Raw genomic sequence first — 23,917 nt, forward strand, 5'->3', positions numbered from 1 at the left:
TGAAAATCTCCGCGCAACGTAGCATGCTGACGGAGCAGTGTCGGCGCGTTCGCGACGAATTCGTCTTCACATATGGCCGATACCGCCATCCTCGCCCCACCCCGAACGGGGTGCGGTACTGCCCCGATCGTCACTACACTCACTGGCTATGAATGCCCTCGCCCGATCGGCCGGCGGACCCCAGCAGCAGCGCAGCATCCAGACTCGGAGTCGCCTGGTGCTCGCAGCGGCCACCACCTTCGTGGAGTACGGCTTCGCCAGCTCGACCCTGTCGCGCATTCGGGCGAACTCGGGAGTCACGAACGGGGCCTTCTACCACCACTTCGCGACCCGCGAGGCGGTCGCCGAGGCGGTCCTCGGCGAATACGCGGCGCGGGCATCGAATGCGGTGGCCGAGGCCACGAGGTCGGCGGCAAGCGGCATCGACGCGCTCCTGAAGGTGTCCGTCGCCTTCGCGAAGCTCCTGCAGAGCGACGTCGTGGTCCTCGCAGGCGTCATCGTGACGTCGGAGATCGGCTCGAGCTTCCTCTCGCACGGCTCCTACCTCGACTGGCTCGCGCGCATCCGTCCCGTCATTCGCATCTGCCAGCGAGAGGGCAGCATCCGCGGTGACTTCAGTGCCGACCACGTCAGCTCGCTCTTCGTCTCGTCCTTCACGGGCACGCAGCTGCTCTCTGGCGCGCTGACCGACCGGCAGGACCTCGTGGAGCGTATCGGCGTGCACTGGCGGATGATCCTGCTCGGCCTCACGACGCCCGAGAGCGCCGAGCGCGTCGAGAAGCTCGTGGACTCGGCCTTCGGCGACTACCAGACCACCGGCGTCTCCGAGATGACTGACGACGCGCTGAGCACCTCGCGCACGGAGGAGGCTCAGCATGCCCTTCGCTGATGAGCTCCTCGGAGCCCAACAGGCGTCCGCGATGGTGCAGCTGCTGCAATCGGCGGCCGGAGGCCGTCAGCTCTCCGCGACGCGGGCGACCGCTGATGGCCTCGACGGGCTCGCCCTCGGCGCGCGGAGCTCCCACCTCGCTGCCTCCATATTGGAGGACCTCCCGGTCGGCTACCCCGAGTTCGCCGCGATCATCCGCCGTGCGCTGGAGTCGTCCGCCCTCGAAGGGTGGATGGTGTGGCCGATCTCGAATGCGGTTTCCGCTGCCGCCATCGCCGATGGCGGCGCTGCGGCGTTCGACGACGGCATGCAGCTCCTCGCGGAACTCACCCCTCGGCTGACCTGCGAGTGGGCGGTGCGGCCCATGCTGCGGGCGAGGCTCGAGCGGGCACTCGAGATCATGCTCGAGTGGACCAGGAGCGACGACGAGCATGTGCGTCGGCTCGCGTCTGAGGGGACACGGCCGTACCTGCCGTGGGGCACTCGGGTCGCCGAGATCACCCGCGATGCGCGCCTGTGCATCCCGATTCTGGATGCGCTCTACCGCGACGACAGCGAGGTCGTTCGCCGATCGGTCGCCAACCACCTGAACGACATCAGCAGGCACGACGGGGCCCTGGTCTGCGAGACGGCCGCCGCGTGGCTCGCCGACGGTGACGAGCACACGCCGAGACTCGTTCGCCACGCCCTCAGGACGCTCGTGAAACGGGGAGACCCCGACGCCTTGGCGCTCCTCGGCTTCGGCTCGGCGGAGGTCGTCGTGGAGGGGCCCACGCTCGATCGCACGAGCATGGTGCTCGGCGAGGAACTGCTCATCACCGCCAGCATCACGAATCGTGGTGAGGTCGCGGCGGATCTCGTCGTCGACTACGTCGTGCACCACGTGAAGGCGGACGGCAGCCGCACCCCGAAGACGTTCAAGATCTCGACGACGACACTCGCACCGGGCGCCACGCTCAGCATCAGCAAACGGCACGCCGTCAGACCCATCACCACGCGCCGCTACCATCCCGGCGTGCATGCCATCGAGCTGCAGGTCAACGGTGTCCGGCACGGATTCGCCGAATTCGACCTGGCTCTCGACCCGGTGTGCTGAGATACCCGCATGTCCGAAGAACCCTCCGAAGCAGTCGACACCGAGACCATTCGTCTCGAGCGGAGCGTGGACGCCGCTCGGGAGGAGCTGTGGCTGTGGTTCACGGCGAGCGAGAAGACAGCCAAGTGGATCGGCCCGTGGCACTTCACTGACGAGCAGCGCGGCCGGATCGGGCTGCAGCTCGTGGCCGAGGAGGGTGCCCCGGCAAGCGCCGCGACGATCCGGCGCTGCGAGGCCCCGAGCCTGTTGGAGGTCACGACCGAGGATGCAGCCGGATCGTGGCACCTGCGTGTCTCGCTGGCGGAGTCCGGGGTGCGGGGCGCGGCCACTCGGCTCGTCTTCGAGCACTTCGAGGTGCCCGTGGCGATGCTCTCGGACATCCGGGCAGGCTGGAACTACTACCTCGACCTGATGCTGGCGGCCAAGGACGGCCTCGAGACGCCCGTCTTCGAGGACTACCTGGAGGTCCCCTCTGCAGAGGCCTGACCGACCGCGCGATCCCCACTTCTCCTCGCATCACCCGAGCGGATGTCATTCCCGGTCATGATGGATGCCGTGTCACATTGTCGATACACAGCATCGGTAGCCTGGGCTCATGCTCGAAGCCCCAACGAACTCCCCCGCCAGCCGCACTGAGGCTGGCGCTGAACTGCCAGATGAGCTGCGCTCTGACGTGCACCTCCTCGGCACCCTGCTCGGCCAGGTCCTGACAGAGACGGGAGGCCCCGAGCTCCTCGACGACGTCGAGCGACTGCGTCGCCTCACGATCTCGGCCTACGAGCACGACGGCGCGGCCGCGAACGACTCGTTCGCCTCCGCCGAGGAGCTCGTGGACGCGCTCTCACCGGCACGAGCAGACGAGGTCGCGCGGGCGTTCACCTGCTATTTCCACCTCGTGAACCTCGCCGAGGAGCACCACCGCGTGCGCGTGCTTCGCGCCCGCGGCACCTCACCATCGAAGCAGCAGGAAGACACGATCTCGCAGGCGTTCGCGCGCCTGAGCGACGAGATCGGCGCCGATGCCGCGTCGGTGCGCGTCCGCGCCCTGCGTTTCCACCCCGTCTTCACGGCGCACCCGACCGAGGCCCGCCGACGGGCTGTCTCCTCCGCGATCCGTCGCATCAGCGACCTGCTCGAGGAACGCGACGAGCAGCGGCTCTCGGGTGGCGCATCCGAGGGCAGCCCCGCCGCTCAGGAGCTGACCCGTCGCCTGCTCGAGGAGATCGACCTGCTGTGGCGCACCTCGCCGCTGCGCAGCGACAAGCCGACGCCCGTCGACGAGGTGCGCACCGTCATGGCCGTCTTCGACGAGACCCTCTTCACGACGGTCCCCCGCGTCTACCGCCGAGTCGATGAGGCCCTGCAGGGTGCGCTTTCTGGAACGTCGAAGCCCATCGCCGAACCCTTCGTGCGCGTCGGCTCCTGGATCGGCGGCGACCGAGACGGCAACCCGTTCGTGACCGCGAAGGTCAGCCGTCAGGCAGCCGTCATCGCATCCGAGCACGTCCTCCTCGGCCTCGAGCGCGCCTCGGCTCGAATCGGGCGCACGCTCACGCTCGGCGCCGACACCACTCCCCTCGACGCGGCCGCCGCAACCCTGCTCGCGCGCCTCGGCAGCGGCGACGAGAGTGCCGCGGCCGAGATCGCCCAGCGCTCGCCCGGAGAGCCGCACCGCCGCATCCTGCTGCTCATCGCCCGCCGCATCGAAGCCACCCGGAGACGCAACGCGGACCTCGCCTACAAGGTGCCGGACGAGCTGCTGCGGGAGCTGCGCATCCTGCAGGCATCGCTCGTCGCCGCTGGCGCCGGCCGGCACGCCTACGGCGAGCTGCAGCACCTCATCTGGCAGGTCGAGACGTTCGGCTTCCACCTCACCGAGCTCGAGGTGCGCCAGCACTCGCAGGTGCACCGCAAGGTGCTCGCCGAACTCGCCGAGCAGGAGGCGGGCGCGGAGCCCAGCGAGCTGACCGCCGAGGTGCTCGACGTGTTCCGCTCGATCGCGTTCATCCAGGAGCGCCACGGCCCGCGCGCGGCAGGCCGCTACATCGTGTCCTTCACGCAGTCGTCCGAGGACATCGCCAACGTCTACAAGCTCGCCGTCGCGGCGACGGGCCCCGGGGCGACTCCGCCCGCACTCAACGTGATCCCCCTCTTCGAGACGTTCGCCGACCTGCAGGCGGCTCCTCGCATCCTCGCCGAGATGCTCGAGCAGCCCGAGGTCGTCGAGCTGCTCGCCGGCAACGGGCGCAGGCTCGAGGTCATGCTCGGCTACTCCGACTCCTCCAAGGACGTCGGGCCGGTGGCTGCGACGCTCGCGCTGTACGAGGCGCAGAGCCAGATCGCCGCCTGGGCCCGCGAGAACGGCATCGAGCTCACCCTCTTCCACGGCCGCGGCGGTGCGCTCGGCCGCGGCGGCGGCCCCGCGAACGTCGCGATCCTGGCCCAGCCGCCGCACTCCGTCGACGGTCGCTTCAAGCTGACCGAGCAGGGTGAGGTCATCTTCGCCAGGTACGGCGACCCGGACATCGCGGCCAGGCACATCGACCAGGTCATCTCGGCGACGCTCCTCGCCTCGGCCCCGTCGACGGAGACCCGCAACGCGGATGCCGCCGAGAAGTACGCAGGGGTCGCCGCGACCATGGACTCCGCGTCACGCGAGCGGTTCTTCGCGCTCGTGAAGGCCCCCGGTTTCGCACCGTGGTTTGCTCGAGTGACCCCCATGGAGGAGGTCGGGATGCTCGCCCTCGGGTCGCGCCCCGCCCGCCGCGGGCTCTCCGTTGAGTCCCTGGAAGACCTGCGCGCCATCCCGTGGGTGTTCGCGTGGACGCAGGCGCGCATCAACCTGACCGGCTGGTTCGGCCTCGGCACGGCGCTCGACGCGGTCGGCGACCTCGACCAGCTGCAGGCCGCCTACGCCGAATGGCCGCTCTTCAGGTCGATGATCGACAACGTCGCGATGAGTCTCGCGAAGACGGACGGACGCATCGCCCGCCGCTACCTGGAGCTCGGCGACCGCCCGGAGCTCGCCGAGCTGGTGACGAGCGAGCTCGACCTCACGGCGAGCTGGGTCACCCGGATCACGGGTGGTGCCGAGCTGCTCGAGCGCAAGCCCGTGCTGCAGCGCGCCGTGAAGATGCGCAGCCCCTACGTGGACGCGCTCTCGCTCCTGCAGCTGCGCGCGCTCCGTAGGCTGCGTGACGACGCCAGGAAGCCAGACGGGGATGAGGCCGCCGAGCTCCAGCGGCTCCTGCTGCTCTCCGTGAACGGCGTCGCCGCCGGTCTCCAGAACACCGGCTGACGCCGCCGGCGACTCGTGTCGCCGACGCAGCGAGAGGTCGTCATCCCCGTGGGGATGGCGGCCTCTTCGTCGTTGTGGCCCGGCTGGCTGGTGGAGACACGAAAGGGCAGGTCCCTCCCAGGTGCGCGCCTCAGTCGCGGATGACCCTGCCATCGACGTAGACCCAGCGCCCGTCGCTTCGCCTGAAGCGGGCGCGCTCGTGGAGGAGGCCTGCACCGTCGCCGTCACGGTACGACGCCCGGAACTCGACGACCCCCGTCGAGTCGCCCTCTGCGCCGTCGAACGTGTCGACGATCTGCAGACGCCGCCACACCGTGCCGTCTTCGAGCTCGAGGTCAGCTGGGCGGGTCTCCGCGTCCCAGGTCGCATTGAGATAGTCCGGCAACCCGCGAGCGAACGCCGAGTACCGGGATCGCATGAGCTCCTCAGCTGTCGGAACTGGGGCGCCTGCGTGGAAGACGCCGCAGCACTCGGCGTACGTGGCCCCCCTTCCGCATGGACAGGGCTCGGCCCGAGTCTGGGTCTCGGCCTGGGTCTCCGTGCCCGGCGCCGCGTCGTGGGACGCTGCCGTTGCCTCGCTCATTCGCTCGCCGCCGAAGGCTTGGTGGCCTTGCCATCCAGCCACAGGGTGTCCGACTCGTCGCCGTGCGGGCCCGCCCTTCCGACGTGCTTGTCGCTGATCTTCGGCCCCTTCTTGATGACGTGCACCAGCGCCATCCCGTGGCCTCGACCGAGGTCGTAGTCCTCCTTGAGCCAGGCGAGGATCTCCCCGGCCTTCGTGGCCTCGCCATCGAGACCCTTCTCCTTCGCGATCGCGATGAACTGACGCGGCGTGAGGCCCGTCTTCTCCTCGATGTTGTCGAGGTACGACTGGAACGACATGGATGCACCCTCCCTTGGCTCGCCTCTGGCCGGAGAACCGTGCTGGCATCCTAACGACCCGACCTTCCTTCCAAATGCCTGCGGATCGGACCGGGCCCGCCAGAGCAGGAGGAAGATGAGGCTATGTCGCACCATCCAGCACTGTCGCGGCCGCTGTTCCACGACGCAGACCAGAACTTCGAGGCCAAGGTCGTCCTCGGATCCGTCGGTGCGGGTGCCGGCGATCTGGGCGAGATCTTCGCAACGCTCGCCGCCATAGAGGACGGGAAGCGGGAGTCGTGGATCAGGGCGTGGTTCGCCCGAGCCCAGGTCACGCGGCAGCTTGCCGAGGTCTCGACGGGCAATGGGCGAAGCGCGACGGCCGCAGCCCAGTGGCTTCGCGCATCCGCCTACTACGGCCATGCCCTGAACGCCATCGCTGCGATCGGCGACGATGACGGCTACACGAACGCCTTCGCGCTGCACCGCGCTGCCTGGGATCGCTTCGCGGACCTCCGGCGAGTGCCGCTGGAGCGACTCTCGATCCGCTTCGGGAAGGGAAGGCTCCCCGGCTACCTGCAGCGTCCCGAGGTCGGTGCCGAGGACGGGCCATCTCCGCTCCTGGTGCTCGTGAACGGCAGCGACGGAACACTCACCGACCTCTACTCCACGATCGGAGCATCGGCCGCCGCCCGGGGCTACGCCGTGCTGTACTTCGACGGCCCCGGCCAGCAGAGCCAGCTCGTCGCCGGGTCGCACTTCAGGCCCGACTTCGAGGCTGTGCTGACGCCGGTCGTCGACACGGCGCTCGGACTCTCAGGTGTGGATGCCTCACGGGTCGCGGTCTACGGCGTCAGCCAGGCCGGCTACTGGGTGCCACGAGCGCTCGCGTTCGAGCACCGCGTGGCCGCGGCCATCGTCGACCCCGGGGTGACGGACGTGTCGACTTCATGGCTCTCGCACCTGCCCGCTCCCCTGCGCCACGAACTCGCGAAGGGCGATTCGAAGCACTTCGACCAGTACATGAAGCTGGGTCTCGGCCACAGCGCTGCGGAGCGCGCAGTGTGGAGCTTCCGCGCGAAGCCGTACGCCAGCACCGGCTACTTCGCCGTCTACCGGGAGGTCGAGAAGTATCGCCTCACGGCTGAGCTCGCCAGCTCGATCACGACGCCACTGCTCATCACGGCACCGGAGAACGAGCAGTTCTGGCCAGGACAATCCGAGGAACTCGCGTCGCTTGTCCCCGAAGCAGAGCTCGTCCGCTTCACCGCCGTCAACGGCGCCGACGCACACTGCGAGCCGCTCGCTCGCACCGCGGTCAACGAGGTGCTCCTCGATTGGCTCGATGCGCGCCTCGTTCGCTAGCCTCTCGGCGCTACTCGCTGCGCTTCGCGACGAGCCCGTCCCGCACCTGTCGACGGAGCACCTTGCCGATGAGCGACTTCGGCAGCTCGTCGACCTGCACGACCCGCTTCGGCACCTTGTAGGACGCGAGGCGGGAGCGGCAGAAGTCACGAAGGGCATCTGCATCGAACGCGGCGCCCTCCCGGAGGACAACGGCGGCAGTCACATCCTCGCCACCGGAGCTGCGGGGCAGGCCGACGACTGCCGCCCCCTCCACGTCGGGATGCGCCGTGAGCGCCTCCTCGACCTCTGAGGGGCTCACGTTGAAGCCCCCCGTGATGATGAGCTCCTTCATGCGGTCGACGACCGTCACGAACCCGTCGTCCGAGACGGTGACGATGTCACCCGTGCGAAGCCAGCCACCGGCGAGCAGCACCTCCCGCGTCTCGTCGGGGCGCTTCCAGTAGCCCTGGAAGACCTGGGGGCCGCGGATGAGCAGCTCGCCCGGTTCGCCGAAGGCACGCTCCACACTCGGATCCTCGGAGTCGACGACGCGGATGTGCGTGCTCGGGAACGGCACCCCAACCGTGCCGGGGCGGCGGCTCGGACCGACCGGGTTGCCGAGCGCGACCGGTGAGGTCTCGGTCATGCCGTACCCCTCGACGAGGAGTCCGCCGGTGACCTCCTCCCACCGTTCGACGGTCTTCACTGGCAGGCTCATGGCCCCGGAGATCGCGAAGCGGATGCTCGTGAAGCTGACGCCCTTGCGGGAGGACGCCCGCGAGAGCGCGTCGTAGATGGGCGGAACCGCGGGCAGGAACGTCGGCGGCGACGCCTTCGCCGCCGCGACCACGAGATCGACGTCGAACTTCGGGAAGAGGACGAGCTTGGCGCCGAGGCTCATGGCGAAGGTCAGGCACAGCGTCATGCCGTACGCATGGAAGAGCGGAAGGACGCCGTAGAAGATCTCGCGCCCCTCGGTGAGGCCCGGCACCCAGGCGCGTCCCTGCGCCGCGTTCGCGCGCAGGTTGCGGTGCGTCAGGATGGCCCCCTTGGGGTTGCCGGTCGTTCCGCTCGTGTACTGCAGCAGCGCGACGTCATCGATGCCGGGATGCGGCACTCGCTTCGAGATGCGCTTGGCGTTCGCGATGCGCTCCCACTTGAGCACCCTGCGGTCCGAGGGCGCTGCCGTCATGGCCTCGCGCGACTCGCGGGCCTTGGCGATGGGCAGGCGCAGGGCGAGTCGCTTCCCGAACGGGAGCGCCGAGGACATGTTGACGGCGACGATCGTCTCCGGCACCACATCGCTCGGCAGCTCGGAGATGAGGTCCGCGACCTTGTCCCAGACGATCGCGAGCTTCGCGCCGTGGTCTTCGAACTGGTGCCGCAGCTCCCGGGCCGTGTAGAGCGGGTTGTGCTCGATGACGATGGCACCGAGACGGAGCGCGGCGTAGAAGGCGACGACGTGCTGCGGGCAGTTGGGGAGCACGAGCGCCACACGGTCTCCGGCCCCGACTCCGAGCTTGCGGAGCCCCTCAGCAGCCCGAGCAACCTGCTCGCCGAGCTCGCCATAGCTGGTCTCCGCCCCGAAGAACTCGAGCGCGGGTCGAGACCCGAACCGCTTGACCGCGTTGTCGAGCAGGTCCACGAGCGATTCCCGAACCTCCGGGATGTCGTGGGGCACGTCCTCCGCGTAGGCGGCCAGCCATGGCCGGGATGCGAGGGCGGAAGTCTTGCTGGTCTCGTTGGCGTCGTTCACCGGGGTCCCTTCGACGATCACGGCTGCGCGCACAGCGGTGCACTCGAACCTTATGACGGGGCGGTTGTGCTGGAGCCGTGCGTCGGTCAGGGCCGTGCCATAGACGGGTCGCGGATGAAAGCACCAGTCCTCTTCTCAGACGAAGGTGACGCCAAACCCATAGCTCGTCCATAGAAAAGTGCTTCAAGCTACAACTATGAAGAAGCCATCGAAGAATGCCACCATCGGCATCGTCATCGCGGCTGTCGTCGTGGTGATCGGCATCGCGGCCGCAGTGTTCGGCCCCATGATCTACCGCGATGTCATCGCCGCCCCCGCAGCTGAAGCTCCTGCCCTCGAGATCGAATCCACGACCCCGAGCAGCGCGGATGTCGGATCGCTCGCCGGCTCCTGGACCGTCGCCGCTGGCTCCTACGCGGGCTACCGCGTCGACGAGGTCCTCAACGGCACGGATGTGACCGTCACCGGACGCACCGAGACCGTCTCCGGCACCCTCACGACCACCGACACCGAGCTCACGGCCGCCGACATCACGGTCGACGTGGCGTCCATCGCGACCGACGAGCAGCGCCGCGACGAGTACTTCCGCACCGAAGCCCTGGACACGACCACGAACCCGGAAGCGACCTTCACGCTCGACGAGCCCGTCGCAGCACTCGATGGCCTCGCCGAAGGCACGCAGGAGACCATCCCGGCGACGGGCACGCTCACGCTCAACGGCGTCAGCCAGCAGGTGAGCATCGACATCACGGCCGGCCTCGACGGCGAGACCGTGCAGGTCGCCGGCAGCATCCCCGTGACCTTCGCCGACTACGGTGTCGAGGCGCCGAACCTCGGGTTCGTCTCCGTCGAGCCCACTGGCGACGTCGAGTTCCTCCTGGTGCTCGAGCGCGCCTAGCGTTCGTCGCCCAGCCGACACCTCCGGCCTGGGCTTCGTCTCCAGGCCGCCCCACACGCCCGTCCTCGCACTCCATCCGCTGACCAACTTGCGTGACAGAACCGGTGCATCCGGCCAGAACTTGGCCCGGGCAGCCCGCCTGTCACGCAAGTTGGTCGTTTCTGCGTGACGCGGCTTCAGCGCGACCCCGGTTTCAGGCCCCGAGCGCGTCGAGCTTGCCTTGCAGCACCCGGCGCTGCTGCTCGTTGCCGCTCAGCTGGATAGCGACCAGCAGCTCGGAGCGAGCCTCATCCACCCTCCCGAGCTGCACCAGCAGCTCCCCGCGGACGCTCGCGAGCAGCGGACCGCCGGCGAGAGCACCGGATGCACCCAGCCGGTCGACGATCGCCAATGCGCTGGCGGGTCCCGTCGCCATCGACACGGCCACCGCACGGTTGAGCTCGACGATGGGGCTCGGCGCGATGCGTCCGAGGACCTCGTAGAGCAGGACGATCTGCGGCCAGTCGGTGTTCGCAACGGATGTTGCGACCGCATGACGCTCGGCGATGGCGGCCTGCAGACAGTAGGTGCCTCGCCCCTTGCCCAGCGCATCCGCTCGCGCCAGGAGGGTTCGACCGCGGAGGATCGCAGATCGGTCCCAGCGGCGACGATCCTGGTCTGCGAGGAGGATCGGGGTGCCATCCGCCGCTTCGCGCGCCGCAAAGCGCGAGGACTGCAGTTCCATGAGCGCGACGAGCCCGAGCACCTCCGGCTCGCGCGGCAGCATGCTGCTCAGGGCGCGGCCGAGGCGCAGCGCCTCGGCCGCGAGGTCGGATCTCAGCCAGCGGTCGCCGGAAGTCGCCGCGTACCCCTCCGTGAAGATGAGGTAGATCACGGCGAGGACCCCCTTGAGGCGGGCGGTCCATTCGCTGGGGTCGGGCGTCTCGAAGGGCACCTTGGCGGCGCCGAGGCTCCTCTTGGCGCGCACGATGCGCTGCTGCACGGTCGCGACCGGCAGCAGGAAGAGGCGCGCGATCTCGCCAGTCGTCAGGCCACCGACGATGCGCAGGGTGAGGGCCACCTGGGCTTCGCGGGAGAGCGCCGGGTGGCAGGCGACGAACATGAGCCGAAGGACGTCGTCGCCGATCGGCTCCCACTCGTCGCTCGCGGATGCATCCGCTTCGCTGAGGTCGCGCGCGATGGCGCTGTAGCGCTCGTCGAGTCGCTCGCGCCGCCGCCATCCGTCGATGGCCTTGCGCTTGGCGACGGCCGTGAGCCAGGCACCCGGGTTGAGCGGGACGCCCGACTCCGGCCACTGCGTCAGCGCGTCGGCGACCGCTTCCTGCGCGAGGTCCTCTGCGAGGGAGACGTCGCCGACCATCCTCGTCAAGGTGGCGACGATTCTCGCGCTCTCGATGCGCCAGACCGCATCGATAGCCGCCATGCTCGCCCGCGGAGCTTTGCTGACGTCGACGTCGACGTCAACGGCAGCGGAAGCGGAAGCGGAAGCGGAAGCGGCAGCACCCCTGGCAGAGCCGCCGCGCGTCTCAGGTTCGTGGCCGTGCTCGGAGGCGGTCATGGCCGTTGGCGAGGTGAGGACTCGAGACGTGCCGGGTCTCAGGCGCCCGCCTGTTCCTCGCGCCAGCCCTCTTCCTTGCGGAGGTACTCGTTGTCTTCGTGGCCTTCGAAATCGCTCATGTCGGTGACGCGGCGAACTTCGAGCTTCGACCCTGGACCTTGGAGTGGGGCGCGGGACGCCCACTGGATGGCTTCGTCGCGGGTTGCGGTCTCGATGATCCAGAAGCCGTTGAAGAGCTCATGCGTCTCGCCGTATGGGCCGTCGGTGACGACGGGCTGCTCGCCGGTGAAGTCGACGACAAACGCCGTGCTGAGGTCGTCGGCGAGGCCTTCGCCTGCGAGCAGGACACCGGCCTCCATCATCGACTCGTTGTACTTGCCCATGGCGTTGATGATCTCGGTGAAGTCGGTGTTCTCGTAGGAGGCCTTGGCTTCGTCGGTGGCGCGCATGATGAGCATGAACTTCATGATGGTTCTCCTTGTCTGCGACCCATTCGGGGCCGGTTTCAGGGTGCCGGTCAGCACCCTTCTACTATTGCGTCGAACAGGAGCCGGCGGAATCGACACACGTCGGAAACTTCTTTGGATTTTCTTCTGCAGGCCGGTCGGCGCATCCCCACCTCGGGTTGTTACCTTCCGGTCATGACAAGCGATTTCGAACCACGCGTCGACCGGGTCTCCCGGGTGCTGCCAGCGAGCGCATCCCATGTCTACGGGGCTTTGCTGGACCAGCGGGCGCTTGAGTCCTGGTTGCCGCCGCAGGGCATGTCGGGGAGGTACCTGAGCTTCGAGCCCTGGGTGGGCGGGCGCAGCGTGCTCGAGCTCACCTACGCGGAGGCGCCGGCGGGTGGCGGGAAGACGTCCGAGTCTCGGGACGTCTCGGCGTCTGTACTCGTGGAGCTCGTGCCCGACGAGCGGGTCTCGCAGCAGGTCGTGTTCGAGTCGGAAGACCCCGCGTTCGCTGGAACGATGACGATGGTGTGGGAGCTGGCGGAGTTCCCTGGCGGGACCTTGGTGACGGTCTCGGCCTACGACGTGCCGAGCGGCATCACTCAGGCGGACCACGTCGACGGTATGTCGTCGTCGCTGGAGAACCTGTCGGCGTTCGTGGGTCGCTCGTGAAGCAGCAGGTGAACTTCGTGACGTTCGCGACTCGTGATCTGGACGAGGCGCGGCGCTTCTACTCGGAGGCGCTGGGGTGGGAGCCGCTGCTGGATGTGGTGGGCGAGGTGCTGTTCTTCCAGATCGGGGCCGGTCAGGTGCTTGGCTTCTTCGATGCGGAGAAGTTCGACCGTGACCTGGGCACGGGCGAGCAGCGGTCGACGGTGTCCGGTGTGACGCTGGCGCACAACGTGGGCAGCCGGGAGGAGGTCGTCGCGGTGGTGTCGGCGATGGCTTCCGGTGGCGGGGTGATGTTGAAGGTGCCGCAGGAGGGTGAGTTCGGCGGGGTCTTCCATGGGCTCGTCGAGGACCCGAATGGCGTCGTCTGGGAGGTGGCGCACAACCCGGGCTGGGCGGTGCTGCCTGACGGTTCCGTCGTCTTCGATCAGGCCGGGCAGGAGTAGCCGGCCTCGAGCTGGGTTCGAGTTCGCGTTCGTGCTCGCTCGCCTTCGTTCGCGACGGTCGTTGTCTGGGGCAGATCAGCAACGGGGCTGTTGCGGGTGCTCGCTGCAGTCGCCGACGGTGATGACGGTGTCGGCGGTGAAGAGCTCGATCGGCACAGCCGCGGAGGCTCGGTCGAGCGTGCCGGTGACGGGGATGCTCGTGCCGCTCGCGAGGGTCACGCTTGCCGCGTAGACGACGGTGACGGAAGCCTGCACGGAGGCCTTCTCGCGGTAGACGTGGCTGGTTGCCGTTGCGGTGAAGTCCTCCTGGCCGAGTGCCACCCAGCTCGCTCCCGGCGTGGTCGTCTCCCGCGTGGTGCCGTCGCCGGAGTCCCATCGGTAGGACACGGGCGTGAAGGTCACGGTGATGGGGTGCCCGAGGACGGTGCCTGCAGCGGTGTGCTCGGTCGCTGTGGTGAAGAAGTTCGTGTGGGAGCCGACGATGCTCCACGTGGACGGCTCCGCCGTGAGCGTCACCGAGGCCGGTGCGAGCGTGAGCACGTCGCTGATCGTGAAGCTCCTGGGCGGGGCCGGCACGGTCGGTCGTGCGCCTCCCCCACCGCCACCGCAGCCTCGGCACTGCACCGGCGTGAGGAGCGAGCTCATCGGCGACGCCAGAGCCCTCACGCTGGGCGGGAACGAAGGCGGGCCGCCCGGGCCAGCTGCATCGCCACCATCTCCGCCGCTCTCTCCGTCGTCCCACCCGCCCCCGCCGGCGTCGGAGAAGTCCGGAGAAGCGGACTCGTCCGAGTACGTCTCTTCCACCTGAATGTTGACGCTGTCGCCACCATTCGATGCACCGCAGACGCCAGTTGCGCTTTCGATGAGCGTGCAGTCAAGCGTCGACGGCGCGACCCTCTCTGTAGGACTCAAGACGAGAGCGAGCGACGCGACTAGCAGAAGGACTCTCCTGGCCAAGGTGCAGCCTCCTTCACGACAAAGTGGTCGCCGCTGCCAACGACCCCATAAACCATCGTTGAACGGTCCATAAGGCCCTCAGGCTGAACACTATTTCCCAGGGCATCCAAGACATCCACGCCAGAAATGTCCTGACAGGCATAACTCGAGATTTTCACGCCGTTCTCGTCGGGCTGAACACTTTGGACGCTCAAGTTGGACACGTGAGGCGCACCCACAAGACGATGCCCCTTCGCAGCTAGATCTGTCACACCAGCGCGGACACTGTCGACGTAAGAACCTGCTGCAAGGGCTTCAAGTTCTGAGAAATTTCCGTTTTGCGAGGCGGTTGCCTCCGCAGCCAGGAACTTCGGCACGAGCTCCTCCACGATCGCGAGGGCTTCTTCGCTGGTCGGCAGCACGGGCGCGGTGCCGGTCGGCGCGCTGAGCGTTGGACTGGGGGGTGGCCCTGGGGCCGGTTCCTGGGGCGCGCATCCGCTCACCCCGACGGCCGACCCGACGCTGAGCATGACGAGCAGCGCGGCCCTGACGGCACGCCTGCTTCTCTCCCCTGAACGCATGGGCGTCAACGTAGTGGCCTCCGAGAATTCGCGCAGAAGTTATCCACACCTCGCCAACCGTCTCCGGCGGCTGGCTAGCATCGACGCATGACTGCACCCAGCGAATGGATCGAGCACCGACGAGGAGACGGCGAGCTCCTCGGGTGGATGTGCCCGCGCGGCGACGGCTTCGTCGTCATCGACCTGCTCGGGCGGGAGCGCTCGGATGCCATCGACTGGCTGGAGGCCGAGACCCTCCTAGAGGAGACCGGCATCGGCTACCTCGCCGACGCCTACGAGCTGCGCCTCGAGGACGGCCGCTGGACCCGTGTGCGCATCACGGAGGTGTCGGCGATCCGCATCCGCGTGAAGCGCGAGGACTGGGGTGACATGACCGTGCCGCACAACGAGTACCTACTGCCGTTCCCACCCGCAGGTGACCTCCGGACCGTGCAGACGGCCTGACCCACCGCGACCACGATCACGACCACACCCGGCCCCGCCCGCTGAGACTCTCGCCTCCGCACTCAAGACGGTGACGCTCGGAGCCTCTCGGTGTCACAGTCTCGGTTCGCGGTCAGGCGCGTGCCCTTGGATTGTCTCCGCGACGCCTCGCCGCACGATCTCGTCTCGGGGCCGGTCGCATTCGCCACGATGAAGGGAGCACCGCTATGGGCTACATCAAGGTCGGGACGCAGAACAGCACGGACATCGAGCTTTACTACGAGGACCACGGCGCGGGGCAGCCGGTGGTCCTCATCCACGGGTACCCCCTGAATGGGGCGAGCTGGGAACGGCAGACGCGAGAGCTGCTGGCCGCTGGCTACCGCGTCATCACGTACGACCGCCGCGGCTTCGGTGAGTCGAGCAAGGTGACCGAGGGCTACGACTACGACACGTTCGCGAACGACCTGAACGTGGTCCTCGAGACCCTCGACCTGCGCGACGTGATCCTGGTCGGCTTCTCGATGGGCACCGGCGAGCTGGCGCGGTACGTGGGCAAGCACGGTCACGACCGCGTTGCGAAGCTGGCCTTCCTCGCCTCGCTCGAGCCGTTCCTCGTGCAGCGTGACGACAACCCAACGGGCGTTCCGCAGGAGGTCTTCGACGGCATCTCGGACAACGCGAAGGCCGACCGTTTCGCCTGGTTCACGAACTTCTACAAAGACTTCTACAACCTCGACGAGAACCTGGGATCCCGCATCAGCCAGGAGGTCGTCGACGCGAACTGGACGACGGCAACCCAGTCGGCGCCGGTCGCCGCCTATGCCGTTGTGCCCACGTGGATCGAGGACTTCCGCGAGGACGTCGCGGCGGTGCGCGCGAGCGGCAAGCCGTCGCTCATCCTGCACGGCACGAGCGACAACATCCTGCCGATCGATGCGACGGGCCGCCCGTTCCACGCGGCGTTCCCTGAGGCCGAGTACGTCGAGGTCGACGGTGCCCCGCACGGACTCCTGTGGACCCACACCGAGGAAGTCAACGCGGCGCTCCTGAAGTTCGTCAAGGCCTGACAGACCGAGCAGTCCGCACGACGTCGCGCCCCGCACATCCGCAGATATCAAAGATATAAAGCGGATGCGCGGGGCGCGATCGCGTAGCGAAACAGTCGCTGCCGACCCATGCAGCTCGCGAAAGCGACCGACGCGGTCAGCCTTCGACGTGTTGCCCATCTCGTTCTCTAGGCTGGCCCCATGCCCCGCACTCTGATCCTTCTCCGCCATGCCAAGGCCGAGCATCCGATGACGATCGACGACCGCCAGCGCTCGCTCGCCGACCGGGGCGTGCAGGAGGCCACGGAGGCCGGCGACTGGCTGCGCGCGAACGCGCCGAAGGTCGACAAGGTGCTCTGCTCGCCGGCTGCCCGCACGCGGCAGACGCTCGAGACCGCCGAGATCCTCGCTCCCGCCGAGTTCCCGAGCACCCTCTACATGGGTGGCGAGGACGACTACCTCGAGCAGGTCAAGGAGACCGACGCCGAGGTGCAGACGCTGCTCGTCATCGGCCACGAGCCGACCGTCTCGGGCACTGCGATCGCGCTGGCCGCCGACAAGGACTCGGAGCTGGCTCGGGAGATCCGGCACGGCTACCCCACTTCGGGGATCACCGTGCTGACGTTCCACGGCGAGTGGGATGCGCTGCGCTGGAACTCCGCGAACATCACGGCCTTCCGAGCGCCGCGCTGACCTCTCCACACGAGCGCCGTCTCTGACGGTCGCCGCACCTGACGGCCGCCGCCCCAGACTGTTCGGTCGAAGCCCCGTGTCCCGTCAGCAATCTCGCCGTTTTCCGGCGGCAATCTCGCTGCGTCAGAAGTTGGCGCTCTCGTGCCGCGTCGCATCGGCTGGCCGCAGCGCCATGCCGAGGATAGGGAAGAGCAGCACGGAGAGCATTCCCGCTCCGACGAGCGACGACGCGAGGCCGGGGTCGAGGACCTTCTGGTCGACGCCGATCGCGGTCACCGCGACGATGATGGGTAAGGCTGTCGCGCTGAGGAGGCCGATGCCCGCCCGTTCGCGGTTGCCCGCGCCTCGCGGTGCGACGATCTGGGCGGGCAGCCCCCTGATCGCCAGCAGCAGGATGAGGAACACCGGCAGCAGGATGAGCGCGAGCTGGCTGCCGAGGAGCGCATCGAGGTTGAAGGTGACGCCCGTGTAGATGAAGAAGAGGGGCACGAGGAAGCCGAAGGCGATCGCTTCGATCTTGCTCTCGACCTGCTCGCGGTCGGCCTCCGGCGCGCTGCGCATGATGATCTGCCACATGACGCCGGCGGCGAAGGCGCCGAGGAGGATGTCGAGGTCGAGCATCGCACTGAGGGCGACGAGGCAGGCGAGCGTGAAGATGACGACGCGCACCGCGAACTGACCTGAGGTGTGGAGGCTCGCGCTCACGAGCCGATGCAGGTGCCCGTGCTGCATGCGCACCGCGACGAAGATCGCGACGCCGGTGATGACGACGAACAGCGCGAGCACGAGCGTGGAGACGCCCGGGGAGCGGGTGCCGAGGAAGATGGAGATCGCGACGAGGGGCCCGAACTCGCCGACCGCTCCCATCGCGGTCGTCGCCTTGCCGAAGGGCGAGCTGAGCTCCCCAGCGTCGCGGAGGATGGGGATGAGCGTGCCGAGCGCGGTCGAGCTGAGGGCGATCGCGATGATGACGGCCGCCTCTCCCGGCGCGATGAGGAACCCGGCGGCGAGCCCCATGACGAGGCTCGCGACCCAGGCCAGCGATGCGCGGGCGAGTGGGCCGCCGCCGAGGCTGCGGAAGCGGATCTCGTTGCCGGCGACGAAGAAGAGGGCGGCGAGGCCGAACTCGGAAAGCCAGTCGAGCAGGTCCGATTTGTCGACCCAGCCGAGGAAGCTCGGCCCGACGGCGATGCCCAGGAGGAGCTCGAACACGACGATGGGCACCTTCACCCAGCGCGAGATGCTGCGCGTGAAGAGGGGGGCCAGCACTGCGAGGGCCGGTATGAGGAAGACCCCGGGTTCCGACACGCGCTCAGAGTAACAGCGGGCACGCGTAGCGTGGGCGGCGATTCGGACACGAGCACTGGAGCGGATGCATGAAGCTGCACACGATCACCACCGGCGACGGCCCGCGGAAGGTGGCGCTGGTGCACGGCATCGGCGCGAGCGCCGAGCTGTGGGGCTCGCTCGCCGGGCGCATCGCCGAGTCTGGCGAGTACACGGCCATCGCCGTCGATCTGCGGGGCCACGGCGAGAGCCCGCGGGCCGAGAGCTACCGACTCGAGAAGTTCGTCGATGACCTGATCGAGACGCTTCCGCACGACCTGCACAGCGCGGTCGGGCATTCGCTGGGCGGTGCCCTGCTCGTGCGGGCGGCGCCCCGGCTTCGCCCCGAGCGGGCCATCTACCTCGATCCGGGGTTCAAGCTCGGACTGCCGAGCGAGGGAGTCGGGGCGCGCGTGTTCTGGGCCCTGTCCGGAGTGACGCTGCCACTCGTGATGCTGGCGGGCGCCGCAACGGGGACGAATGACACCAAGCGGTACTCGGCAGAGACGCGGGCGCTGAATGCTCGGGCGAAGGAGCGCTTCGACGGGAAGATGACGGTGGGCATCTTCGATCAGGTCGCGCACGCCCCGTACGCGCCTGCCGTCCCGGTCGTGCCATCCACGATCGTGCTCTCCGCCGAGGGGAAGGCCGTGGTTCCGGCCCCGATGCCCGCCGAGCTCGAGGCTCTCGGGTGGCAGGTGCGTCAGCTTCCCGAGGTCGGCCACCCGTTCTGGCTGCACGACGTGGATGCGAGCTACGGGGCGATCCGCGACCTGATCTGACGAGGAGTCAGGGCACCTCTCCCCCGCCCCGGGGCGGCTCGCTCCCCTAGGCTGAGCCGCACATCGATGAACGATGAAGGGGTGCGCATGCTGTCCGTCGAATTCCCGAGAGATGTCATCTTCACTGCGTCCCTGTTCGGCTTCGCGACGTTCGTCTGGGCGGGGTGGGCGCAGGAGCGGCCCCGACATTGGGCCTGGCGCATCGTCTTCGGGGTGCTGAGCCTCGCCGGCGTCGCACTTGTGGGCATCACGCTGCCGACAGCGATCAGGAACTGGACGAGCGCGACGGCCCTGCGGGTCGACTCCGTGCCGTTCGCGGTCTACATCGCCATGGTGGCGGTCGAGGTCGTCGGCGGCATCATCGCCGCGATCATCCTGTTGCGGAAGAAGAAGGGCGAGCTCATGGCGCCCGTCATGCTGCTCATCGTGGGCCTGCACTGGGTGCCGATGATCTGGGTGTTCGAGCAGCCGTTCCTGGCCCCCGTGTCGCTGTGGGCGATTGTGGTGGCGATCGTCACCTTCTTCCTGCCGAGCGAGAAGCAGGCGCCGAGTTTCTGGTGCGGCATCCTCGGGGCGCCCGTGTTCCTCATCACCGGCGTCGTCTTCGCGGTCGTCGGGCTGAACCAGTTCGCGAGCATGACCTGCGCCTGCTGAGCGAGGCGCGACGACGCGGTGACCTGGCGTTCACGGAGCGCGCGTGGCACCCCGCGTCGGGTCTAGCATCAGCCCTCATGGACTTCTTCCCGATCTTCGCCGTCGCCGCACTCTTCGCCGTGCTCGGGGTGTGGCAGGCCGGTTGGCCGGCGGCTGCCGCATCGACGGGCCAGCGGTGGATGTTCCGCGACCGCGAGCCGAACTGGAGCGACGCGTACCTCGGCTACATCAGGTTCGGCGGCGTCGTGTTCTGCCTGCTGGCGATCGCGGCCACGATCTTCGGGGGCACGCTCGTCTTCCGTTCGACGCTGGCTGAGCGGTGCGAGACCGAGCTGAAGCCGGCACTGGATGCGACCCGCAGCCAGGAGGGCTGGACTGCGTCCTCCATGCAGGCGTTCGCCGACGAGCACGAGCTGACGCTGAAGACGGACACCGAGAAGCTGGAGCTCCCCGAGCTTCCTGACTTCGGCGCGGTCTACGGACTCGACACGGAGGCGCCCGCGAAGCCGACCCCTCTGGTCACGACGACGTACACGTTCTCGACGATGGGGACGGCCATCGTCGCCGGCTCGGTGCAGACCGGCGGCTACGACTCGTCGGGCACCGAGCTCGAAGAGGACAGCGCTGTCTGCATGCCCTGAGCGGCGCATCCGCGTCGCCGTCGGCGGCGACGAGAACGCGACTTGTTAACCTGGTGGTCGGTACAGCGTCATACGTAACTCGACCAGACATACAGAACCAGGGAACAACAGAACATGAGAATTGCGATCATCGGTGCGGGCCCGAGCGGCATGGCACAGCTTCGAGCGTTCGAGTCGGCGGCAGAGCAGGGGCGGGAGATCCCGGAGATCGTCTGCTTCGAGAAGCAGGCGGATTGGGGCGGCCAGTGGAACTACACGTGGATGACCGGCCTCGACGAGCACGGCGAGCCCGTCCACTCGAGCATGTATCGCAACCTCTGGTCGAACGGCCCGAAGGAGGCCCTCGAGTTCGCTGACTACAGCTTCGACGAGCACTTCGGCCGCCCCATCTCCTCGTACCCGCCGCGGCCGGCCCTGTGGGATTACATCTCGGGCCGCGTCGAGCGCGCCGGGGTGCGCAAGCACGTGCGCTTCAACACGGTGGTGCGCTGGGTCGACTTCGACGAGGCGACGCAGCAGTTCACGCTCGTGAGCGAGGACCTGGAGTCGAAGAAGACGAGCCGGGAGGTGTTCGACCGCATCGTCGTGGGATCCGGGCACTTCTCGTTCCCGAAGATGCCCACGTTCGAGGGCCTGGAGACGTTCCCCGGCCAGGTGAGCCACGCGCACGAGTTCCGCGGCGCGGAGAACCTGCGGGGCAAGGACGTGCTGGTCATCGGCTCCAGCTATTCGGCGGAGGACATCGGCAGCCAGGCCCACAAGATGGGTGCGAGCTCGGTGACCGCGAGCTACCGGACGGCGCCGATGGGCTACGACTGGCCGCTCGGCTTCGAGGAGCGCCCGCTCGTGACGCGGTTCGACGGCTCGACCGCGCACTTCGCGGACGGCACGGAGAAGGACTTCGACGCGGTTGTCCTGTGCACGGGCTACCTGCACAAGTACCCGTTCCTCCCGAGCGAGCTGGCGCTCGACTCCCCCAACAACGTGTACCCGGAGGGCCTCTACAAGGGCGTGGTGTGGGAGCAGAACCCGCATCTCTTCTACCTGGGCGCGCAGGACCAGTGGTTCACCTTCAACATGTTCGACGCGCAGGCCTGGTTCGTGCGCGACGTGATCCTGGGCGACGTCGTGCTGCCGAGCGTGGATGCGCGCCGGGCCGACATCGAGGCGTGGCTCGAGCGCTTCCACGCGATCGGCGGGGCCGCGGACGAGATCCGCTTCCAGGCCGACTACGTGCGTGACCTCATCGGGGCCACCGACTACCCCATGTTCGACCTCGATGAGGTCGTGGAGATCTTCCTCGAGTGGAAGCACGACAAGGCGGAGGACATCATGGGGTACCGCGACCGCGCCTACCGTTCCGTGATGACCGGCACGATCGCATCCACGCACCACACGAAGTGGGTGGATGAGCTCGACGACAGCCTGGCCAGGTACCTCGCTCCGCTGCCGGCTGCGAACACGGCCGCGAACCCGGCCGCGGACTCCGCCGGCGCGCCTGCGCTCTAGGCTGGCGGGATGAAGCTCAGCCGACATGATGCAGCGATCCGCCTCGACATCCCTCTGGAGATGGCGAAGCGGAACGGCCTGCCCCCGTACATCGCCGAGGAGGCGTTGGCGGAGCTGGACGCGAACCCGCCGGCGTGGCTGGCGCAGTCGCGGGCGAACCGCACGGGCAAGCGCCCCGTGTGGGCGACGCTGACGTGCGAGGTGTGCGGGACGGTGGAGAAGGTGCGGCCCAAGAAGTGGTGGCCGGAGTTCACGTACGTGTCGTGCGACAACCATGACCTCGACGAGTTGCCGGAGCCCGCCGCCGGAACGACCCGGGAGTTCTCGTATGGCATCGGGACCCGCTTCACGGGGGTCGTCGACGCGTAGGCGTATCGGATTATCCAGATAGGCGACTTCCATCTGAATATTCAGATACTCGAGTAGTATCTGAATATTCAGATGGGAGTTCATCATGGTTGCTCGTGCTCGACTGCATGCGCCTGCCGATTTCGGCTTGGCGGTGCAGCAGGCGCGACTCGAAGCCGGTCTGAGCCAGGCTGAGCTCGCCGAGCGTCTGCAGCTGTCGCAGAGTGCGGTGAGCGAGATCGAGAGCGGGAAGACGACGATCTACCTGCGGAGACTGTTCGATCTGATGCACGAGCTGGATATCGAGTTGTCTGCGAGCTGGGAGCAGCGAACCGACGAGCCGACCGGGCCGCGCTGATGCGCTTGGCGGTGGAGCTCTACGGCGTCGTCGTCGGGGAACTCGAGGGCGATAACTCTCGGTCGTTCGACTTCGTTGCGTCCACGGCCGGCATCGCCGAGTTTGGAACAAACAGCAGCATTCTCGGGGTCGAGCTCCCGCTGGTCGCTCGCCAGACCCGGGCGAAGGCGGGCAGACGTCGAAACTGGTTCGCAGAGCTCTTACCAGAGGGCGATCAGTACGAGTACCTGCGGACTCAGGCGGGCCTTCGTCCCGGAGATGTCTTGGGGTTCCTCGCTCGCTACGGGCGCGACGTGGCGGGTGCGGTGCAGCTCTGGGATGTGGACGATCCGACGGAGCCTCGTGCGCCTGGCACGAGTCCGGTCGACGACAGCCAGATTCGGGCACTCCTTGAGGACCCGCTGTCCGCATCACTTGGGAACCTCGCCGAGGTCGGCAAATCGTCGCTGGCTGGCGTGCAGCCCAAGATCGTGTTGGCCGCAACAGCATCGGCGATGGGCGGGGCGCAGTGGAGCCAGGCTTTCGGTGGCTACCCGTCGACGCACATCCTGAAGCCGAGGCTGTCGGCGAACCCGACGGTGATCTTCGACGAGGAGTACGGTGCGCGACTGGCGCGGCGGCTTGGGCTTGCATCCTTCTCGACGACGGTCGCCGAATTCGATGGCTTGCCGGCGCTTGTTGTCGAGAGGTTCGACCGGGTCGATGGAGCGCGCATCCACCAGGAGGATTTCAGCCAGGTTCTCGGAGCGTCGGGCAATCAGAAGTACCAAGAGCTGGGCGGCGTCACGAGTTTGAAGCGTGTCGCCCAGGCGCTGCGTGGGCAGTCGCGTTCGAACGATCTGGTCCTGCTGGCGCGGATGCTCGTGCTCAGCGTCGCCGTCGGCAACCTGGACTTGCACACCAAGAACCTTGGGCTGCTGCACCCCGTCAACGGTCGCACGCGTCTGGCCCCCGCGTACGACGTGGTGCCGCAAGCTCATCAGGCTGGGGTGGATGGTCGACTCGCGTTGGCGGTGAACGGTCGCTACGAGCATCACCTGATGGAGCGTTCGGATGTCGTGTCCGAGCTCACGTCATGGGGACTCCGCGGTGCAGAGCGACTTGTCAACGAGACGCTCGATGAGATTCTGGCCGCAGTCGCTACTGAGCAGCCCATTGAGGGCTCGTGCCCGAACTTGACCGCGCAGATCCGGACCTTTACGGAACGATTGCGCGCGGGGAAAGCGGTCGGCCACCCTCTGCCCGTCGAGTAGCCCGTCGAGTAGCCTGCCGTCGCCGCGCGGAGAAGTCGAGCTGGTGCCGGCGATGACGGGCTGTGACGAAATCCCGCAGTGTGCTCCGAGTCGGTCG

Annotated in this window: 26 protein-coding genes; 18 read left to right on the forward strand and 8 right to left on the reverse strand. The window is 68.0% G+C overall.

The features are described 5' to 3' along the window. The first annotated feature begins 148 nt into the window (after nt 1-148). The 4 genes from C5E07_RS08570 to C5E07_RS08585 all read left to right on the forward strand — a co-directional run bounded on the left by C5E07_RS08570 (nt 149) and on the right by C5E07_RS08585 (nt 5,283). Entirely contained in the window at nt 149-889 is a 741-nt protein-coding gene (locus C5E07_RS08570) for a TetR/AcrR family transcriptional regulator (protein WP_104299107.1), read from the forward strand. Continuing rightward, a complete protein-coding gene (locus C5E07_RS08575) occupies nt 876-1,985 on the forward strand; it encodes a DNA alkylation repair protein (protein WP_104299108.1) in 1,110 nt (369 codons plus the stop codon). Before C5E07_RS08570 ends, C5E07_RS08575 begins: the two co-directional genes overlap by 14 nt. Nucleotides 1,986-1,994: 9 nt before the next feature. Further along, a complete protein-coding gene (locus C5E07_RS08580; protein WP_104299109.1) occupies nt 1,995-2,471 on the forward strand; it encodes an SRPBCC domain-containing protein in 477 nt (158 codons plus the stop codon). Nucleotides 2,472-2,580: 109 nt separating this feature from the next. Further along, complete coding sequence (locus C5E07_RS08585; protein ID WP_104299110.1) at nt 2,581-5,283, forward strand: phosphoenolpyruvate carboxylase; 2,703 nt, start codon at nt 2,581-2,583, stop codon at nt 5,281-5,283. A 130-nt stretch (nt 5,284-5,413) separates the two neighbouring features. On the opposite strand, the gene C5E07_RS08590 is transcribed toward C5E07_RS08585, so the two are convergent. Together C5E07_RS08590 and C5E07_RS08595 are read right to left on the reverse strand one after the other, a co-directional pair. Further along, entirely contained in the window at nt 5,414-5,866 is a 453-nt protein-coding gene (locus tag C5E07_RS08590; RefSeq protein ID WP_104299111.1) for a YchJ family metal-binding protein, read from the reverse strand. Continuing rightward, a complete protein-coding gene (locus tag C5E07_RS08595; protein ID WP_104299112.1) occupies nt 5,863-6,165 on the reverse strand; it encodes a DUF4287 domain-containing protein in 303 nt (100 codons plus the stop codon). Before C5E07_RS08595 ends, C5E07_RS08590 begins: the two co-directional genes overlap by 4 nt. A 123-nt stretch (nt 6,166-6,288) precedes the next feature. Between C5E07_RS08595 and C5E07_RS08600 the strand changes: the two genes are divergently transcribed. Continuing rightward, nucleotides 6,289-7,509 (forward strand): alpha/beta hydrolase, encoded by a 1,221-nt coding sequence (locus C5E07_RS08600; protein WP_104299113.1) that lies wholly within the window; start codon nt 6,289-6,291, stop codon nt 7,507-7,509. Nucleotides 7,510-7,519: 10 nt separating this feature from the next. Here the strand turns inward: C5E07_RS08600 and C5E07_RS08605 are convergent, their stop codons facing one another. Further along, a complete protein-coding gene (locus C5E07_RS08605) occupies nt 7,520-9,247 on the reverse strand; it encodes a long-chain-fatty-acid--CoA ligase (protein ID WP_104299193.1) in 1,728 nt (575 codons plus the stop codon). Nucleotides 9,248-9,443: 196 nt separating this feature from the next. Between C5E07_RS08605 and C5E07_RS08610 the strand changes: the two genes are divergently transcribed. Then, nucleotides 9,444-10,145 (forward strand): YceI family protein, encoded by a 702-nt coding sequence (locus C5E07_RS08610; protein ID WP_104299114.1) that lies wholly within the window; start codon nt 9,444-9,446, stop codon nt 10,143-10,145. Nucleotides 10,146-10,338: 193 nt separating this feature from the next. On the opposite strand, the gene C5E07_RS08615 is transcribed toward C5E07_RS08610, so the two are convergent. Together C5E07_RS08615 and C5E07_RS08620 are read right to left on the reverse strand one after the other, a co-directional pair. After that, on the reverse strand, nt 10,339-11,568 hold the full coding sequence (locus C5E07_RS08615; RefSeq protein ID WP_104299194.1) for an RNA polymerase sigma factor: 1,230 nt from the start codon (nt 11,566-11,568) through the stop codon (nt 10,339-10,341). Nucleotides 11,569-11,741: 173 nt separating this feature from the next. Continuing rightward, on the reverse strand, nt 11,742-12,170 hold the full coding sequence (locus tag C5E07_RS08620) for a YciI family protein (RefSeq protein WP_104241075.1): 429 nt from the start codon (nt 12,168-12,170) through the stop codon (nt 11,742-11,744). A gap of 174 nt (nt 12,171-12,344) precedes the next feature. On the opposite strand from C5E07_RS08620, the gene C5E07_RS08625 reads away from it, so the two are divergent. Together C5E07_RS08625 and C5E07_RS08630 are read left to right on the forward strand one after the other, a co-directional pair. After that, nucleotides 12,345-12,824, forward strand: a complete 480-nt coding sequence (locus C5E07_RS08625) for an SRPBCC domain-containing protein (protein ID WP_104299195.1) — start codon at nt 12,345-12,347, stop codon at nt 12,822-12,824. Next, nucleotides 12,821-13,267 (forward strand): VOC family protein, encoded by a 447-nt coding sequence (locus C5E07_RS08630; RefSeq protein WP_104241074.1) that lies wholly within the window; start codon nt 12,821-12,823, stop codon nt 13,265-13,267. Before C5E07_RS08625 ends, C5E07_RS08630 begins: the two co-directional genes overlap by 4 nt. Before the next feature lie 75 nt (nt 13,268-13,342). Here C5E07_RS08630 and C5E07_RS08635 read toward each other — a convergent pair whose 3' ends face one another. After that, a complete protein-coding gene (locus C5E07_RS08635; protein ID WP_146080552.1) occupies nt 13,343-13,912 on the reverse strand; it encodes a hypothetical protein in 570 nt (189 codons plus the stop codon). Between the two features lie 287 nt (nt 13,913-14,199). Next, nucleotides 14,200-14,592, reverse strand: a complete 393-nt coding sequence (locus C5E07_RS19175) for a hypothetical protein (protein ID WP_146081438.1) — start codon at nt 14,590-14,592, stop codon at nt 14,200-14,202. A gap of 279 nt (nt 14,593-14,871) precedes the next feature. On the opposite strand from C5E07_RS19175, the gene C5E07_RS08640 reads away from it, so the two are divergent. From C5E07_RS08640 to C5E07_RS08650, 3 genes are all read left to right on the forward strand, one after another. After that, complete coding sequence (locus tag C5E07_RS08640) at nt 14,872-15,228, forward strand: hypothetical protein (protein WP_104299116.1); 357 nt, start codon at nt 14,872-14,874, stop codon at nt 15,226-15,228. 206 nt (nt 15,229-15,434) lie between these two features. Beyond that, a complete protein-coding gene (locus C5E07_RS08645; RefSeq protein WP_104241070.1) occupies nt 15,435-16,277 on the forward strand; it encodes an alpha/beta fold hydrolase in 843 nt (280 codons plus the stop codon). A gap of 180 nt (nt 16,278-16,457) precedes the next feature. Continuing rightward, on the forward strand, nt 16,458-16,949 hold the full coding sequence (locus C5E07_RS08650; RefSeq protein WP_104299117.1) for a histidine phosphatase family protein: 492 nt from the start codon (nt 16,458-16,460) through the stop codon (nt 16,947-16,949). A 123-nt stretch (nt 16,950-17,072) separates the two neighbouring features. Here the strand turns inward: C5E07_RS08650 and C5E07_RS08655 are convergent, their stop codons facing one another. After that, complete coding sequence (locus C5E07_RS08655) at nt 17,073-18,257, reverse strand: cation:proton antiporter (RefSeq protein ID WP_104299118.1); 1,185 nt, start codon at nt 18,255-18,257, stop codon at nt 17,073-17,075. A 68-nt stretch (nt 18,258-18,325) separates the two neighbouring features. On the opposite strand from C5E07_RS08655, the gene C5E07_RS08660 reads away from it, so the two are divergent. From C5E07_RS08660 to C5E07_RS08690, 7 genes are all read left to right on the forward strand, one after another. Beyond that, the gene (locus tag C5E07_RS08660; protein WP_104299119.1) at nt 18,326-19,057 is read left to right on the forward strand and encodes an alpha/beta hydrolase; all 732 of its coding nucleotides are present in this window, start codon (nt 18,326-18,328) and stop codon (nt 19,055-19,057) included. A gap of 87 nt (nt 19,058-19,144) precedes the next feature. Further along, nucleotides 19,145-19,711: a hypothetical protein gene (locus tag C5E07_RS08665; RefSeq protein WP_146080554.1), complete on the forward strand. Its 567-nt coding sequence runs from the start codon at nt 19,145-19,147 to the stop codon at nt 19,709-19,711. Between the two features lie 77 nt (nt 19,712-19,788). Then, nucleotides 19,789-20,352, forward strand: a complete 564-nt coding sequence (locus C5E07_RS08670) for a hypothetical protein (protein ID WP_104299121.1) — start codon at nt 19,789-19,791, stop codon at nt 20,350-20,352. A gap of 114 nt (nt 20,353-20,466) precedes the next feature. Beyond that, complete coding sequence (locus tag C5E07_RS08675) at nt 20,467-21,861, forward strand: FAD-dependent oxidoreductase (protein WP_104299122.1); 1,395 nt, start codon at nt 20,467-20,469, stop codon at nt 21,859-21,861. Nucleotides 21,862-21,870: 9 nt separating this feature from the next. Continuing rightward, a complete protein-coding gene (locus C5E07_RS08680; protein ID WP_104241063.1) occupies nt 21,871-22,230 on the forward strand; it encodes a hypothetical protein in 360 nt (119 codons plus the stop codon). An 85-nt stretch (nt 22,231-22,315) separates the two neighbouring features. Then, nucleotides 22,316-22,567, forward strand: coding sequence for a helix-turn-helix transcriptional regulator (locus tag C5E07_RS08685; protein WP_104299123.1), 252 nt, complete (start codon nt 22,316-22,318; stop codon nt 22,565-22,567). An 11-nt stretch (nt 22,568-22,578) separates the two neighbouring features. Next, nucleotides 22,579-23,820 (forward strand): type II toxin-antitoxin system HipA family toxin, encoded by a 1,242-nt coding sequence (locus tag C5E07_RS08690; protein ID WP_258063814.1) that lies wholly within the window; start codon nt 22,579-22,581, stop codon nt 23,818-23,820. Nucleotides 23,821-23,917: the final 97 nt, after the last annotated feature.

This window comes from Pseudoclavibacter sp. RFBJ3, assembly GCF_002931375.1.
GTDB lineage: Bacteria > Actinomycetota > Actinomycetes > Actinomycetales > Microbacteriaceae > Pseudoclavibacter.